Source organism: Pseudomonas fluorescens (genome assembly GCF_000968015.1).
In the GTDB taxonomy this organism is placed as follows: domain Bacteria; phylum Pseudomonadota; class Gammaproteobacteria; order Pseudomonadales; family Pseudomonadaceae; genus Aquipseudomonas; species Aquipseudomonas fluorescens_W.
The window spans coordinates 36,220-50,452 of record NZ_LACH01000009.1; the positions used below are offsets into that span (position 1 = coordinate 36,220).

Genomic DNA, 14,233 nt, shown 5'->3' on the forward strand with positions numbered 1-14,233 from the left:
CGCCATCAATGACTTTTATGTCTTGGGTAATTTTAGGCAGATATAAGTCGGACTTATTCTGTGAGCGACTCAATCCATCGCTTGTAGTAATCCCTTTGTTCTTGAATATCCTGTGTGATGTCGTTTTCTTCATAATCGAAAATATTTACGATATCTTCCGATTCGGCGGGTTTACCCATGTGTAGTTCATACGCCACTACCCCTGCAGACATTTGCGATGACATGCGTGAGGGGTAAACGTTGAGTTTGGCCCCTTTGCAAAAAAATTTTGTTTCTGGAAAATCGGCTCGTAACAATCCGAGGCATACGTAAAGATCATGGGCTGTATATGTTTTTCTTAAGCCGTTTTCTAATATGTAAGTTAAGGTCCGGTTTTGTCGATCGCATTCGATAGCGACCTTTTGAGTGACTTCGCGGGTGTTGATAGATATTTCTATTATTTTCATGACTACTTCCTGTGCGGGTTAGGGGTTGAGTAGCCCTTATAGCTGCCATCGGCGTTGACGGGGGTAACGCCGAGGATGTCGTGGCTGTCTATTCCTCCTGGGAACGCGATTTCAACCTCCTTGCGGTGAGGCGAAATCATACCGAGCCTTTTATTCACATCTATTCCGCGAATGTTTTTTATTACATAGACGAAGCCATCATCAAAACCGTATCCCGTTGCAAACTTTATGGCCTCCTTTTCCGAGGTCGAAGTGCTGACAAAAAAACTGGGAGGGCTCCGGTTGTCCAAGGCATGTAAGTAGAGATCCATGCTGTCTCCGAGGGGCTCAAACCCCGCTTCAAAAATCTCCCAGTCTTCTCGGGAGTCTCCGCGGTATAAGTACCGATTATTTGGTTTTGTGGATGGAGCGCCGGGCTCCCCCTCATCAACCCTAACCTTTCCCGCCGGATCCTCATCCCCAAACGCCGGCCGCTTACACCCATCCCCACCCGGACACTCACTCAACCCCAGCGGATCAACCCACCCCGTCGGGTTCCGCGTGTACTGATACCCGTTTAACCCGCCCGCCAACTTGCTCGGATCCGGCGTCAAATACCGCCCGACATCTGGATTGTAGTAGCGATGCCGGTTGTAATGCAGGCCAGTCTCCGCATCGAAATACTGCCCCTGAAACCTCAACGGCTGATCAAGTACCTGATGGGTGTCGCGGTTGAGGCGAGTCAGGCGGCCATAGGCTGTGTATCGGGCGGCCCAGATGATGTCGCCGCTGTAATCGGTGAGTTCTTGCGGTGTGCCGAGGTGGTCGAGTTGGTAGTAGAACGGGCAGGCCTGGTGTGGGCCTTTGCCGTCGAGCATGGCGAGCGGGCGAAAAGTACCGGGTTCGTAAACGTAGCTGCGGTGGTGATCCTGGCTGTGTTCGGCGACGAGGTGGTCGCCCTGCCAGAAAAACTCGGTGGTTTGGCCGTCGACGGTTTTTCTGATGCGGCGGCCGAAGGCGTCGTAGCTGTAGGTCGCCTGGCTGCCGTTGGGCAGTGTGACGCCGATAAGCCGGTGTTGGCAGTCGTAGCGGTATTCGGTGACGAGTTTTTGCGCGGTGCCACGGCGCTCGCGGATCAGGTTGCCAAAGGCGTCGTAGTCGTAATGGCGGTCGCCTTGCATGAGCAGGCGATTGCCTTTGACGGTGGTCGGGCCAGGACGATCCTGCATTAGCAGGTTGCCCGCCGGGTCGTGCGCGAAGCTTTCCGGTTGTTGATCGCGGGAGTGGCGGACGCGGATCAGGCGGTCGAGTGGATCGTATTGGTAGCTGCGCTGGCCGTGTCGGGTGTCGGCAATGTAGTCGAGGTTGCCGTTGGCGCTGTAGGCATAGTCGCGACGATACAGCGCTTGGTGCTGTTGACTGACAGCGTGGGCCTCCAATCGGCCCTGATCGTCGTAGGCATATTCGCTGAGCAGTTGCCCCTGTTGGCGTTGCTGTTCGCGGCCGAAGGCGAATTGGTGGGTGGTGATTCGCGCGCCGTTGAGGTCGATGGCCGTCAGCGCGCCGCCCTTGGCGTGGTGGTAGTCGAGTTTGCTGTTGTCCGGCAGGCGCAGGCGATTCAGTTGGCCGCAGGCGTCGTAGCCATAACGTAGCGAGCCCCAGCCTTGGTGCTCGGTAATCAGCCGGTCTTGCTGGTCGTACTCGAATTCCAGCGGGTGATCGTGGCCATCGTCGACGCTGATCAGTCGGCCGAGGCTGTCGTAGCGGTATTCAACCTTAATGCCGTCGGGTAGGGTTTTGACCAGCAGGCGCCCGGCCGAATCCCGCTGATACGCCGTTACCAGCTGTGAACCGTCCTCGCCGAACTCGGTTTTTTCCAGCAACTGGCCGTTGAGGTCGTAGGCGTACGCCGTGCGTTGGCCGTCGAAGCCGGTTTCCTGTCGGATCAAGCCATTGGGCGTGTAGTCCAGGAGATATTTTTCGCCGGATTCGTTTTCGATCTCTGTGAGCAACAGCTGGGCGTTGTCGTAGCGGTACTTCAGCTGGGTGCCGTCGGCATTGATCCGACGACTGACCAGGTGCAGGTCGTCGACGTATTCGTAGCGGGTGACACGGCCCTGCTCATCGCGCTCGGCGGTGATCTTGCCGTAGGCGTTGTAGCTGAAGGCGCGGCTGGCGCCTGTGGGAAGCGTCGTCTGGATCAGTCGGCCGACGGCATCCCATTGGTACTGGGTAACGGCGCCGTGTTCGTCCTGACGGGTAATCTGCCGCCCCAATGCATCGTAGGAAAACCGCCGCTGACCGCCGTCCGGCAAGGTCTCTTCGAGCAGTTGTCCCAAGGCGTTCCAGACGAAGACCTGCCGGCTGGTGTCCGGGTAACGGATCGACAGCAGCTGACCTTTTTCGTTGTAGTGATAGTGGGTGACATGACCGTCAGGATCGGTCGCTTCGGTGACGTCGCCTTGCGCATTGCGCTGATATTTCCACAGCGCTTTGCCGCGAAACCGTGCGTGCAGGAAACCGTGGCGATACTCGTAGGTCGTCGGTTCGTCTTCCGGCGGAATCAGCGCAACCAGCCGTCCGATCTCGTCATAACGGTATTCGGTGACGGCGCCGAGCGGATCCAGCTCGGTAATCAACCGCCCCTGGTCGTCGTAGGCCTTGAGGTGCTCGCCGCCGTCCAGCGCGACCTTGCGCACCAGCCGTGCGCGGTCGTCGTGGACATAAACCTCTTCACTGCCATCGATGTTCTGGACTGTGACACTGCCCTCGTCATCCCAGACGTAACGCGCATCCATCTGCGAAAACGACGCCCAATGCCGCACGCACCGGGCCGCTTTACCGGCACGCTCCCACTCCCAGTAGAAACTCGCTCCGCCGGCCAACTGCCGCTGCAGAATCACGTGCTGATCGTCGTAGTCGTAGCGTTCGCTTTCGCCGGCGGCATTGGTCGCTTCAATCAGGCGATGACGAGCGTCGTAGCGGTAGGCAACCAGTGTTTGCTCGGTGCACCAAGGGTCTTCCAGGGTGTCGGCCGGCTGAAAACGCTGATACTCGACGGCGACCATGTGCCGGCGCTCATAGCGCAATAGAAGGGAGCGCCCTGCGCCGTTATCGAGGCGCTTGATCCTGTCAGAAGAGTCCCGCTGCACTGTCAGCCGATTACCGTAGGCATCGCTGATGGCCGTCAGACGTCCTGCACGAAAGTGGAAAAAACGCGATTTTTCGCCAGCCAGGGCGAGGATCAGTTCTTCCGGCTCGTCACCTAGATAAATCGCCGCGCGCGACAGGCTGTTGTGAATCGTCGGGCGCTCGATATTCGGTAGCGGAAAGGTCGTACGACGGTTTTCGTGGTCGATCCAGATGACGGTGTCGCGATCGATTTCCAGGCGATGCGCGAGGGAGTGACTCCAGCCGAATCCGAGCCCGCAATCGATCTCCACCGCACTGGTGCGATAGAACCGGGTGAAGTCGAACGGCAAAATCCCGTCCAGCGCACCGTCGGTCAGGGTCAGCAGTTCTTCGCCCGTGACCATCGATACCGGACAGCCATTGGTACAGGTCAACGGTCCGCAATCGGCGCTGTCACCGTTGGGGTTTTTTGCCTGGTCCGGGGCATCGTCGCGATGTTCCTGTCTGCCAATCCTGGTCATGGCTTCAGACTTGTCGCGAGCAATGGCCACCGGATTCTTCACCAACAAAGCCGGCGCAACACCCGCGGTAATTTGCAACGACACGGCAGGCGCAGGTTTGATCGGTGCATTACGGACTTTGACCATCAGCGGTTTGAGCGCGCCAGCATGGGCTGTCAGGTCGGACCTGGCCGTGAGCTCAGCCAATCGCGAACTGGCGGCCGTCAGCCATTGCCGGGTCTGCGGGGACTTGATCCTGGACAGCACCTTCTCACTCAGGCGCAACTCCAGTCCCGCAGGACTGGTAAGGCACATGAGCAGGAAACTGATCAATATCTCCGTACGAATTTCCGCCACGACCTCGGCGATGTACTGCGGCGGCAGCATCCTCAGCCAACTGGTGAACGCCGCGAGATGAATGAACATCAACGGCTCGTCGCTCAGCATCAGCAACACCTTGGCAATGGACTCCGCCGAGGCGTTCAGCAGCGTTTCAAGCTCCGATTGGCTCAGGTATTCAAGAAGTTTTTCGCTGTTGACCTGCAGGTCCGCGATCAGGGCGTAAATTTGCTTCACGTCATCCCACAAACCATTCAGCGAGTTCTCGAAGCCGCGCCAGTCAGCCTGCTGCAACATGCCGTAGCGTTTGATGAAACCAGCCTGGGAGAACCCAGCCCACGCTGGTTCGAACTCGGTCGTCCACTCGTTGCGCAACCAGTGTTCCAGCTCGCCGATGACACCCTGATAGGAGGCGTAAAGTGCTTTGACGTGATCAGCGGATACATCGGGAAAGAAAGTGATGCGATAACGCTGGCCGCGCGGGCAATCGGGGATTTCGAGGATTCCGCTGGGGCCGATCTTGTCGTAGATCGGCTTGCCAAACGTCTGCTCACCCGCCACCTCGGAAAGCAAAGGTTCAAGCATCACCGGCGTATTGCCGATCGGCACGAAACGCGCAGCCTCAAACATATGCACCAGGGTCAACGGACCGCTGGCCGGGCACGCGGCGACTGTCGCACTGACAGGCGTAGTCGAATGCTTCGGCGCGCTTAGACGGACTTCGTTGCCGACCCTGAACACTTGCTCGATATCCAGTGCACTACCGGTCCAGAAGCTTTCCGCCCAGGTGTCGTAGTCATTGAGGCAGAGCCGAAAGTCATCGAGCAGCGCTTCGACATTCGGCTGGTCAGGGTCCATGGCGGCGACCACCAGCAGCCCGATGGTGTTGTTCAAGGCCAGGAGGTTGTCAGGTATGAACATTCGCAGTCCCTCGCGCGGATCAATTCAGAGCGCGAGACTTTGCGGGGGATCGGCGGGGAAAGAAGTCGGGAAAGTAAGTGTTTGGTGTAGGAGAAATCGCTAAATGACGGAGAGCACGTCGGCGCAGGTTTTAGTACCGATCAGGCATTGCCCGTTGCCCTATGCCCGTCGCGCTCGCTATGCTGCTGAATCCTTTAATCGATCGCGGACCCGGCCGTACCTGAGCCGCCTCTGGGATGTCATTAGAAAACGGATCAGATGCGATGAATGCACCGCTGAATGAATTCGGCCCGATCAAGGCCGTGATATTCGATATGGACGGCTTGTTGCTGGACACCGAGGGCATTTACACCGAAGTCACGTCCATGATTGCTGCGCGTTACGGTCGGGTCTTCGACTGGAGCATCAAACAGAACATCATTGGCCGTGGCGCGGGTGATCTGGCGCGTTATGTGGTCGAGGCGCTGGACCTGCCGATCACCGCCGAAGAGTTCCTGGTGATCCGCGAACCGCTGATGCGCGAGCGTTTTCCTACAGCGCTGGCGATGCCTGGCGCACAGGAGCTGGTTCGGCATCTGAAGGCCAACAACATTCCGATCGCGGTGGGCACCAGTTCTTCGCGTCAGTCGTTCGGCCAGAAAACCACCTTGCACCGCGACTGGTTCGCGCTGTTCGATTTCATCGTGACGGCCGATGACCCGGAAGTCGGCGCGGCCAAACCGGCGCCGGACATCTTCCTCACAGCCGCGCGGCGCCTGGGTGTCGCGCCTGAGGATTGCCTGGTGTTCGAGGATTCGCCGTTCGGTGTCACGGCGGCGAAAGCGGCGGGAATGACCGCGATTGCGATCCCGGATGCGGCGATGGCTGATGAAAAATACGCACACGCCGATGGCATTCTTCGTACGCTGAAAGCGTTCAAACCGAGCGCTTGCGGTTTGCCAGCGCTCGAATGGGCCTGACGACGGGAAATGTGGGAGCGAGCTTGCTCGCGATGACGGCGGCACATCCAGCAATGATGTGACTGACAGACTGCCATCGCGAGCAAGCTCGCTCCCACATTTGATTTGCGTTCGACTGACCCGTATCAGGCGCCGAAACCACCGTCGATGGTCAGGCTGGCACCGGTGATGTAGCCGGCTTCGGGACCGACGAGGTAAGCGACGAAGCTGGCGATTTCTTCCGCTTTGCCGTAACGACCCACCGCCATCAACGGGATCAGGCTTTCGGCGAAGTCACCGCTGGCCGGGTTCATGTCAGTGTCGACCGGGCCCGGTTGCACGTTGTTGATGGTGATGCCGCGCGGGCCGAGGTCGCGAGCCAGGCCTTTGGTCAGGCCGACCAGCGCCGATTTGCTCATGGCGTACGGGCCACCACCGGCGAAGGGCATGCGGTCGGCGTTGGTGCTGCCGATGTTGATGATGCGACCACCTTCGGTCATGTGTTTGGCGGCGGCCTGGGTGGCGATGAATACGCTGCGCACGTTGATCGCGAGGGTCTGGTCGAAGTCTTCGAGTTTGAAATCTTCCAGCGGTGCAACGGCCAGCACGCCAGCGTTGTTGACCAGAATGTCCAGTCGACCAAAGGCGTTTACGGTGGCGGTCACGGCGTTGCGGATGGCCTCGGCGTCGGCGCTGTCAGCCTTGATGGCAAGGGCTTTGCCGCCGTTACCGGTGATGCTGTTTTGCAACTCTTCGGCTTTGGCCGTAGAGCTGACGTAGGTGAAGGCCACTGTCGCGCCTTCAGCGGCCAGGCGTTTGACAATGGCGGCGCCGATACCGCGGGAACCGCCTTGAATCAAAGCAACTTTGCCGCTGAGGTTCTGAGTAGTCATATCGATCTCCAAAGTCCCGAGGCGAGATGTCTCGGTTGATGGAGCCTAGTATCGATTCAGGATTACCGGCTGTGTAGACGGTAATTGCGATAGTCTGTGTAAACCAAAAGTTTATAGTGGCGCTTATGGAAACCTTCAGCAGTATCGAATGCTTCGTGCGCAGTGCCGAGGTCGGCAGCTTCGCCGAAGCCGCGCGCCGCCTGAGTCTGACCCCGGCGGCGGTGGGCAAGAGCGTCGCCAAACTTGAGGCGCGGCTGGGTGTGCGGCTGTTTCAGCGCAGCACCCGCAGCCTGACGCTCACTGAAGCGGGTCATCGGTTTCTAGGAGAAGTGAGTTCCAGCCTTCACACGATCCAGAATGCCGTGGCCAATCTGGCCAGTGCCGAAGGACGACCGGCAGGAACGCTGAAGGTCAGCATGGGTACGGTGTTTGGGCGGTTGTATGTCGTGCCGTTGCTCGGGGAGTTTCTGCGGCGCTTTCCGGCGATCAACCCGGACTGGCATTTCGATAATCGTCAGGTTGATCTGATTGCTCAGGGTTTCGATGCGGCGATTGGTGGGGGATTCGAGCTGCCGCAGGGGGTGGTGGCGCGCAAGCTTACACCGGCCCATCGGGTGTTGGTGGCTTCAGCTGAGTATCTGGCGGGACGTGAGGCGATTGTCGAGCCGGATGATCTGAAGTATCACGATGGCATCCTGATTCGATCGCCGCAGACGGGACGTGTGCGTTCTTGGCAATTGACCAGTCGCACCCAGCAACACAGCCCGCTGACACTCAAGGCGCGGATGACCATGAGCGATTCGGAGGCGGCCTGCGCCACGGCCGCCCAAGGGTTGGGTATTGCGCTGGTGAGCATGCCGTTCGCCGTGGGCTATCTGGCGGCCGGGACCTTGCAGCGGGTGCTGCCGGATTGGTATGTCGACGATGGCAACATTTCGATCTATTACGCGGAGCACAAACTGCTGCCGGGCAAGACCCGGGCGTTTGTGGATTTCATCATTGAGCAGTTTGCGGAGCAGGGGTTGGGGCAGCGGTTTAGTGCGGTTTGAGTTGGCTTGAGACCGAGTAATCGTTCATCGCGAGCAGGCTCGCTCCCACATTGGATTTGTGTCGTTCACAAATTCCCTGTGGGAGCGAGCCTGCTCGCGATGGCCGCACCTCGGTCTACCGTCCGAACCGCCCCGGCCAACCAATAATCTTCTTCGGCCGCGGCGTCGCGTAAGTCCGCACCTTGGACGTCGACAACCCCAATCGCACCAACGACTCGGCAATCGTCACCGCCGCCGTCACGCCATCCACCACCGGCACGCCGGTGCGCCGACGAATCTGTTCATCAAGCCCGGCCATGCCGCCGCAGCCCAGGCAAATCACCTCGGCCTTGTCTTCAAGCACGGCCAATTCCGCCTGGCGAATAATTGCCTCCAGCGCACGTTCAGGATCGGATTCCAGTTCCAGCACCGCCAAACCACTGGCCCGCACTGACGCGCAGCGGTCCCAGAGTCCGGACAGTTTGAGGCGATCCTCGATCAGCGGCACTGTGCGGTCCAGCGTAGTGACCACCGAGTAGGCATGGCCGAGGAACATGGCGGTGCTGGCCGCCGCATCGGTGATGTCCACCACCGGCACATTGAGCAATTCCTGCAAGCCTTCGCGGCCGTGTTCGCCGTAACCGGCCTGGATCACGGCATCGAAAGGTTGGTCGTAAGCCATCACTCGATCCATCACCGCGATGGCGGCCAGATAACTTTCGAAATTGCCTTCGATGGAGTCGGCACCGAAGTAGGGCGTCAGTCCGATGATTTCGGTGCCCGGCGCGGCCACGGATTGAGCCGAACGCGCGATGGCCTGGGTGATGGACTCGGTGGTGTTGACGTTGACCACGAGAATTCGCATGGGAAGTCCTTATAGCGGGTGGTTCTGCGGCCCAACGGTGCCGGGCCGCCAAGGGATTAATGACTGACGTTATCGACGGCGATGGCTTCACCGCTGACGTCTGCGTAATGAGGCTGCCGTTTGGCGATGATCAGGTAGAGCATCCCGGCAATCCCGGCACCAATCAGCCAGGAGAAGGGCGATACGCTGTCGAAGCCCGGTACCAGCGCCAGGACGATGGCGATCAGCGCGGCAGGAATGAACGCCGCGACTGCGCGTAAATTGACTCCGCGGCTGTAGTAATAAGCGCCGTTGGGGTCTTCGCTGTACAACTGCGGCACGTTGACCTGACCTTTTCGTACGAGCCAGTAGTCGACCATGATCACGCCATACAACGGGCCGAGCAGGGCGCCGAGGCCGGACAGGAAATACACGATCACCAGCGGGCTGTTGTAGAGGTTCCACGGCAGGATCAGCACCGCGATGGTCGCGCTGATCAGTCCGGCGCGGCGGAATGTCAGGTATTTGGGCGCCAGGTTGCTCAGCACGAAGGCCGGGGCGACGAAGTTGGCCATGATGTTCACCGCCACGGTGACGATCAGGAACGCCAGGCAGCCGAGCACCAGAAAGAAGGTGTTGGGAATCGACGCGATGATTTCCGTCGGGCTTTCGATGATCCGTCCATTGATCTGAAATTGCGCGCCGCAGAGCAGGACGGTAATGCTGGCGAACACCAGAATATTCACCGGCAGGCCCCAGAAATTGCCGACCTTGATGGTCTTGCGGCACGGTGACGAGCGGGCGAAGTCGCAGAAGTTGAGGATCAGCGTGCCGTAGATCGACAGCCACAACGCACCACCGGCAAAGATGTTGCGCCACATCTCACCGCCGGTCAGCGGCTCGCGGATCGACCAGGCGATGGTCGCGTTGGCCTGAAAGTACATCCACGCGGCGAGGGCGGCGACGGTCAGCAGAATCACTGGCCCGGCGAACGCCTCGTAGCGCCGCACCATCTCCATGCCATAGGCGAGGATCGCCAGTTGCACGAACCAGATCGCTACGAAACACACCCAGCCAAGGCTCGATAGACCGAGGATCGAGTTGTGGTCGTAGTCAGCGAATCCGGGATGCACCGCTGTCAGCAGTACGCGAAAGACCACCGAGGCCAGGTAGGTCTGAATTCCGAACCAGGCGATGGCGATAACGGCACGGATCAATGCAGGAATCTGCGCTCCGTGAATGCCGAAACTGATCCGGCTGATGACAGGAAACGGCACGCCGGTCTTTTGTCCCATGTAACCGGAGAGGTTCATGAAGCTATACACCAACGCTGCACCGATCCCCAAGGACAGCAGGATTTGCCAGCCGCCCAGTCCGAGGGCATACAGCCCGATGGCGAATGAGTAATTGGCGATGTTGTGAACGTCGTTAGTCCACAGAGCGAAAATGCTGTAGCGGCCCCAGCGTCGACCTTCGGCCTTGGTCGGCGCCAGGTCCTTGTTGTGCAGGCGAGGGCTGAGTACGACGGGTTCTTGAAACGTTTGGTCGTGAGGGGTTGAAGTGGGTGGGAAGGAGGGCAGATCCAGTGCGATGTTGTTATTGGAGAGGCTAGTACGCATTCCGGCAGGCTCCGAGCTTGGCGTCGCGATGACTGTGCATGAGCGTTGGCTCGACAAATCTTCGTCGCGGGCAGTCAGCATCATTGGTTACGGGGCATCTGCAGCCTGTACGGGATAGGGCGCTTCAGGCTTGCGGATCTAAAGTGTGTGTATGTTTTGATATAATTGTATACAAAACATGTATGCACTTAAGCCAGATCCATGCCAGTCAGCGATCTATGAATTCTTCCTCTAATTTCGTTTTGTTATCTGCTTGCGGTAAGTGGCTGAAATCAAGGCGATATAAATTGACTGTTTGAACAGGTATTTATTTTTCAGCGGGATTTGCAGGAAACGTCGACTGAGGAAGTCAGGGCGAGGGGGTGTAACTTTTTGGGGCGCTGAAATGAAAAGTGCACACACAAATGGCACCTATGGTGACATTCGTGTGTACACATTTCGTAAGCTGGTCACAGAACCTGTGGGAGCGAGCTCGCTCCCACAGGGGATCTCCACAAGGCAGGAGGTTAAGCCTTGGATTTGCTGATGATGTTGCCTGCATGCAGGCCGCATTCTTTCTGCGTCGCTTCTTCCCACCACCAACGACCTTCGCGCTCGTGCTGGTTCGGCAACACCGGACGGGTGCAGGGTTCGCAGCCGATGCTGATGAATCCGCGTTCGTGCAAGCTGTTGTACGGCAGCTCCAGCATGCGGATGTAACCCCAGATCTCTTCACTGGTCATTTGTGCCAGCGGGTTGAATTTGTACAGGGTGCGTTCCGGGGTGGAGAACGCGGTGTCGATTTCCAGCACCGCGACGGCGCTGCGAGTGCCAGGGCTCTGATCCCGACGCTGACCGGTAGCCCAGGCTGTCACACCGGAGAGCTTGCGACGCAGCGGCTCGATCTTGCGGATGCCGCAGCATTCGCCGTGGCCGTCCTTGTAGAAACTGAACAGGCCTTTTTCCTTCACGAAAGGTTCGAGCTTGGTGTAGTCCGGCGACACCAGTTCGATGTCGATCTTGTAGTGCTCGCGCACCTGATCGATGAAGCGGTAGGTCTCGGGGTGCAAGCGGCCAGTGTCGAGGCTGAACACTTTGACGTTCTTGTTCAGCTTCCAGGCCATGTCCACCAGCACCACGTCTTCGGCGCCGCTGAAAGATATCCACAGGTCATCGCCAAACTCGGCGAACGCGAGTTTCAGGATGTCCTGGGCGGATTTGTTGGCATAGGTCGTGGCGAGTTCCACGACGTCGAACGTTGGGCTCATCAGGGCGGCTTCCTACAGGTCGGTGGCGCTGGGCGCTCTATATGGGTCTGATGGTAACAAAAACCTACGGCGGCTGGCGCGTCCTATGCGTTGCACCGGCCAGCCTGAGTCGCTAGAGTTCGGCAGTCTTTTGGCTCGCTCGACTCAATAATCAATACAAATGGGAGTGTCTTGTGGAAATTGCCTGTCTGGATCTTGAAGGTGTACTGGTCCCGGAAATCTGGATTGCCTTCGCCGAAAAAACCGGGATCGAATCCCTCAGGGCTACCACCCGGGACATCCCCGACTACGACGTGCTGATGAAGCAGCGCCTGCGGATTCTCGACGAGCACGGCTTGAAACTCACTGACATCCAGGAAGTGATCGCCACGCTGAAGCCGCTGGATGGCGCCATCGAGTTCGTCAACTGGCTGCGTGAGCGCTTTCAGGTGGTGATTCTGTCGGACACGTTCTACGAGTTCTCCCAGCCGTTGATGCGTCAACTGGGCTTCCCGACCTTGCTCTGCCATCGTCTGATTACTGACGATTCCGGGCGGGTGACGAGCTATCAGCTGCGTCAGAAAGATCCCAAGCGCCAGTCGGTTTTGGCCTTCAAGAGCCTTTACTACCGGGTGATCGCGGCGGGGGATTCCTACAACGACACCACGATGCTGGGCGAGGCGGATGCAGGGATTCTGTTCCATGCGCCGGACAATGTGATTCGCGAGTTTCCGCAGTTCCCGGCGGTGCACAGCTTTAAAGAGCTGAAGCAGGAATTCATCAAGGCTTCGAATCGGGCGTTGAGCCTGTAAACACATTCATGTAGGAGCTGCCGCAGGCTGCGATCTTTTGACTTTGCTTTAAAGGCAAGATCAAAAGATCGCAGCCTGCGGCAGCTCCTACAGGTTTTGCAGGGTATCGAGCAGTACTTTTACCTTGGTAATCGATTCCTGATACTCGGCCTGCCACTCGGAGTCCGCGACGATCCCGCCACCGCCCCAGCAACACACCTGCCCATCCTTGACCAGCAAACTGCGAATCGCGATGGAGCTGTCCATCTCGCCGCGCACGTCCAGATAGAGCAAGGAGCCGCAGTACAACCCACGACGCGTCGGCTCCAGTTCGTCGATGATCTGCATCGCGCGAATTTTCGGTGCACCGGTAATCGAGCCGCCAGGGAAGCTGCCGGCGATCAGGTCCAGTGCGTCCCGGTCATCCGCCAGTTCTCCGGTCACGCTGCTCACCAGGTGATGCACGTTCGGGTAGCTTTCCAGGCTGAATAACTCTGGCACCCGCACCGACCCAATACGGCACGTGCGGCCGAGGTCATTGCGCAGCAAATCGACGATCATCAGGTTTTCCGCGCGGTCCTTGGGGCTGGCCAGCAGTTCGGCGGCGTTTGCCGCATCTTCGGCAGCGGTCAGTCCGCGAGGGCGGGTGCCTTTGATCGGGCGGGTTTCCACATGGCGTTCGCTGACTTTGACGAAACGTTCTGGCGACAGGCTCAACACCGCGCCGCCGTCGGGCAGGCTCTGAAAACCGGAAAATGGCGTCGGGCAAGCCGCCCGCAGCGCGCAATACGCGGCCCATGGATCGCCCTGGCACTGAGCGCGGAAACGCTGGGCGAAATTGACCTGATAGCAGTCGCCGGCCTGGATGTAATGCTGAATGCGTTCTAAGGCGTGGCGATACTCGTCAGCGCTCAGGTCGGCCTTCATCGGGGCTTTCAACGTGAAAGGCTCGACCGCTTCAGCCATAGGTTCACTGAATAGTGCGATCAGACGCTGACGTTCGCTGTCGATCAGCGACGGGTGGAAGACCAGCTGACTTGTACTCAGTTGGTGATCGCTGATCAGCGCCCAGTCGTACAGTCCGAAACGTGCGTCGGGCAATTGCAGATCGTCCAGCGCCTGACTGGGCAGGTTTTCCAGATGCCGACCGAAGTCGTAGCTCAGGTAACCGATCAGGCCTCCGGCGAAGGGCAAGTCGCACGGAACAGCCGCTTCACCGAGTCGTGTCAGATTGTCGCGAAGGCGTTGCAGGAAATCGCTGCCACTTTCGTCAGGCAATACTGCTATTTGCTCCAGCGGCCAGGCACTGAGCAGGTCATAACGCCCACGCTCGGCACTCGGCCGGCCACTGTCGAGCAGCACGGCACCGGGGGCGTGACGAATCGCCGCGAAGTACTCGGCGGGGTTGGCGCGATAGGGGAGCGGGTGTACGGAACAGGTCAACATGGGCGGGGCAGATCAGCCATCGAGGCGGGGGTGGCGATTGTAGTCTCCTCGGGGAATTGCTCCTAGAGGGGATGTCGGGGATTGGTAGATTGGGGGCAGGGTTGAAGGTGTTGCTGACTGTCAGGCCGCCA

At 58.8% G+C, this 14,233-nt stretch carries 10 protein-coding genes; 3 read left to right on the top strand and 7 right to left on the bottom strand.

The window, feature by feature from the left end; genetic code table 11:
* Positions 1–53: 53 nt before the first annotated feature.
* Positions 54–446: a hypothetical protein gene (locus VD17_RS06170; protein WP_046053134.1), complete on the bottom strand. Its 393-nt coding sequence runs from the start codon at positions 444–446 to the stop codon at positions 54–56.
* A 2-nt stretch (positions 447–448) separates the two neighbouring features.
* The gene (locus VD17_RS06175) at positions 449–5,317 is read right to left on the bottom strand and encodes an RHS repeat-associated core domain-containing protein (RefSeq protein ID WP_046053135.1); all 4,869 of its coding nucleotides are present in this window, start codon (positions 5,315–5,317) and stop codon (positions 449–451) included.
* 263 nt (positions 5,318–5,580) lie between these two features.
* On the opposite strand from VD17_RS06175, the gene VD17_RS06180 reads away from it, so the two are divergent.
* Positions 5,581–6,276, top strand: coding sequence for an HAD-IA family hydrolase (locus VD17_RS06180; protein ID WP_046053136.1), 696 nt, complete (start codon positions 5,581–5,583; stop codon positions 6,274–6,276).
* A 125-nt stretch (positions 6,277–6,401) separates the two neighbouring features.
* Here VD17_RS06180 and VD17_RS06185 read toward each other — a convergent pair whose 3' ends face one another.
* A complete protein-coding gene (locus VD17_RS06185) occupies positions 6,402–7,148 on the bottom strand; it encodes a 3-oxoacyl-ACP reductase family protein (RefSeq protein WP_046053137.1) in 747 nt (248 codons plus the stop codon).
* 125 nt (positions 7,149–7,273) lie between these two features.
* On the opposite strand from VD17_RS06185, the gene VD17_RS06190 reads away from it, so the two are divergent.
* Complete coding sequence (locus VD17_RS06190) at positions 7,274–8,197, top strand: LysR family transcriptional regulator (protein WP_046053138.1); 924 nt, start codon at positions 7,274–7,276, stop codon at positions 8,195–8,197.
* Positions 8,198–8,312: 115 nt separating this feature from the next.
* On the opposite strand, the gene VD17_RS06195 is transcribed toward VD17_RS06190, so the two are convergent.
* The 3 genes from VD17_RS06195 to VD17_RS06205 all read right to left on the bottom strand — a co-directional run bounded on the left by VD17_RS06195 (position 8,313) and on the right by VD17_RS06205 (position 11,886).
* Positions 8,313–9,041, bottom strand: a complete 729-nt coding sequence (locus VD17_RS06195) for an aspartate/glutamate racemase family protein (RefSeq protein WP_033055712.1) — start codon at positions 9,039–9,041, stop codon at positions 8,313–8,315.
* Positions 9,042–9,097: 56 nt separating this feature from the next.
* A complete protein-coding gene (locus VD17_RS06200; protein ID WP_046053139.1) occupies positions 9,098–10,639 on the bottom strand; it encodes an NCS1 family nucleobase:cation symporter-1 in 1,542 nt (513 codons plus the stop codon).
* A gap of 506 nt (positions 10,640–11,145) precedes the next feature.
* Positions 11,146–11,886, bottom strand: coding sequence for a phosphoadenylyl-sulfate reductase (locus tag VD17_RS06205; RefSeq protein WP_008027340.1), 741 nt, complete (start codon positions 11,884–11,886; stop codon positions 11,146–11,148).
* 173 nt (positions 11,887–12,059) lie between these two features.
* Here VD17_RS06205 and thrH point away from each other — a divergent pair, with 173 nt between their 5' ends.
* Positions 12,060–12,677 (top strand): bifunctional phosphoserine phosphatase/homoserine phosphotransferase ThrH, encoded by a 618-nt coding sequence (thrH, locus tag VD17_RS06210; RefSeq protein WP_046053140.1) that lies wholly within the window; start codon positions 12,060–12,062, stop codon positions 12,675–12,677.
* An 87-nt stretch (positions 12,678–12,764) separates the two neighbouring features.
* Here the strand turns inward: thrH and pabB are convergent, their stop codons facing one another.
* Positions 12,765–14,102, bottom strand: a complete 1,338-nt coding sequence (gene pabB, locus VD17_RS06215) for an aminodeoxychorismate synthase component I (RefSeq protein ID WP_046053141.1) — start codon at positions 14,100–14,102, stop codon at positions 12,765–12,767.
* Between the last annotated feature and the right edge of the window lie 131 nt (positions 14,103–14,233).

What these genes read in the sequence shown, in the direction of transcription:
- VD17_RS06170 (WP_046053134.1), bottom strand. Translation starts at nt 446, where the DNA reads ATGAAAATAATAGAAATATCTATCAACACCCGCGAAGTCACTCAAAAG.
- VD17_RS06175 (WP_046053135.1), bottom strand. Translation starts at nt 5,317, where the DNA reads ATGTTCATACCTGACAACCTCCTGGCCTTGAACAACACCATCGGGCTG.
- VD17_RS06180 (WP_046053136.1), top strand. Translation starts at nt 5,581, where the DNA reads ATGAATGCACCGCTGAATGAATTCGGCCCGATCAAGGCCGTGATATTC.
- VD17_RS06185 (WP_046053137.1), bottom strand. Translation starts at nt 7,148, where the DNA reads ATGACTACTCAGAACCTCAGCGGCAAAGTTGCTTTGATTCAAGGCGGT.
- VD17_RS06190 (WP_046053138.1), top strand. Translation starts at nt 7,274, where the DNA reads ATGGAAACCTTCAGCAGTATCGAATGCTTCGTGCGCAGTGCCGAGGTC.
- VD17_RS06195 (WP_033055712.1), bottom strand. Translation starts at nt 9,041, where the DNA reads ATGCGAATTCTCGTGGTCAACGTCAACACCACCGAGTCCATCACCCAG.
- VD17_RS06200 (WP_046053139.1), bottom strand. Translation starts at nt 10,639, where the DNA reads ATGCGTACTAGCCTCTCCAATAACAACATCGCACTGGATCTGCCCTCC.
- VD17_RS06205 (WP_008027340.1), bottom strand. Translation starts at nt 11,886, where the DNA reads ATGAGCCCAACGTTCGACGTCGTGGAACTCGCCACGACCTATGCCAAC.
- pabB (WP_046053141.1), bottom strand. Translation starts at nt 14,102, where the DNA reads ATGTTGACCTGTTCCGTACACCCGCTCCCCTATCGCGCCAACCCCGCC.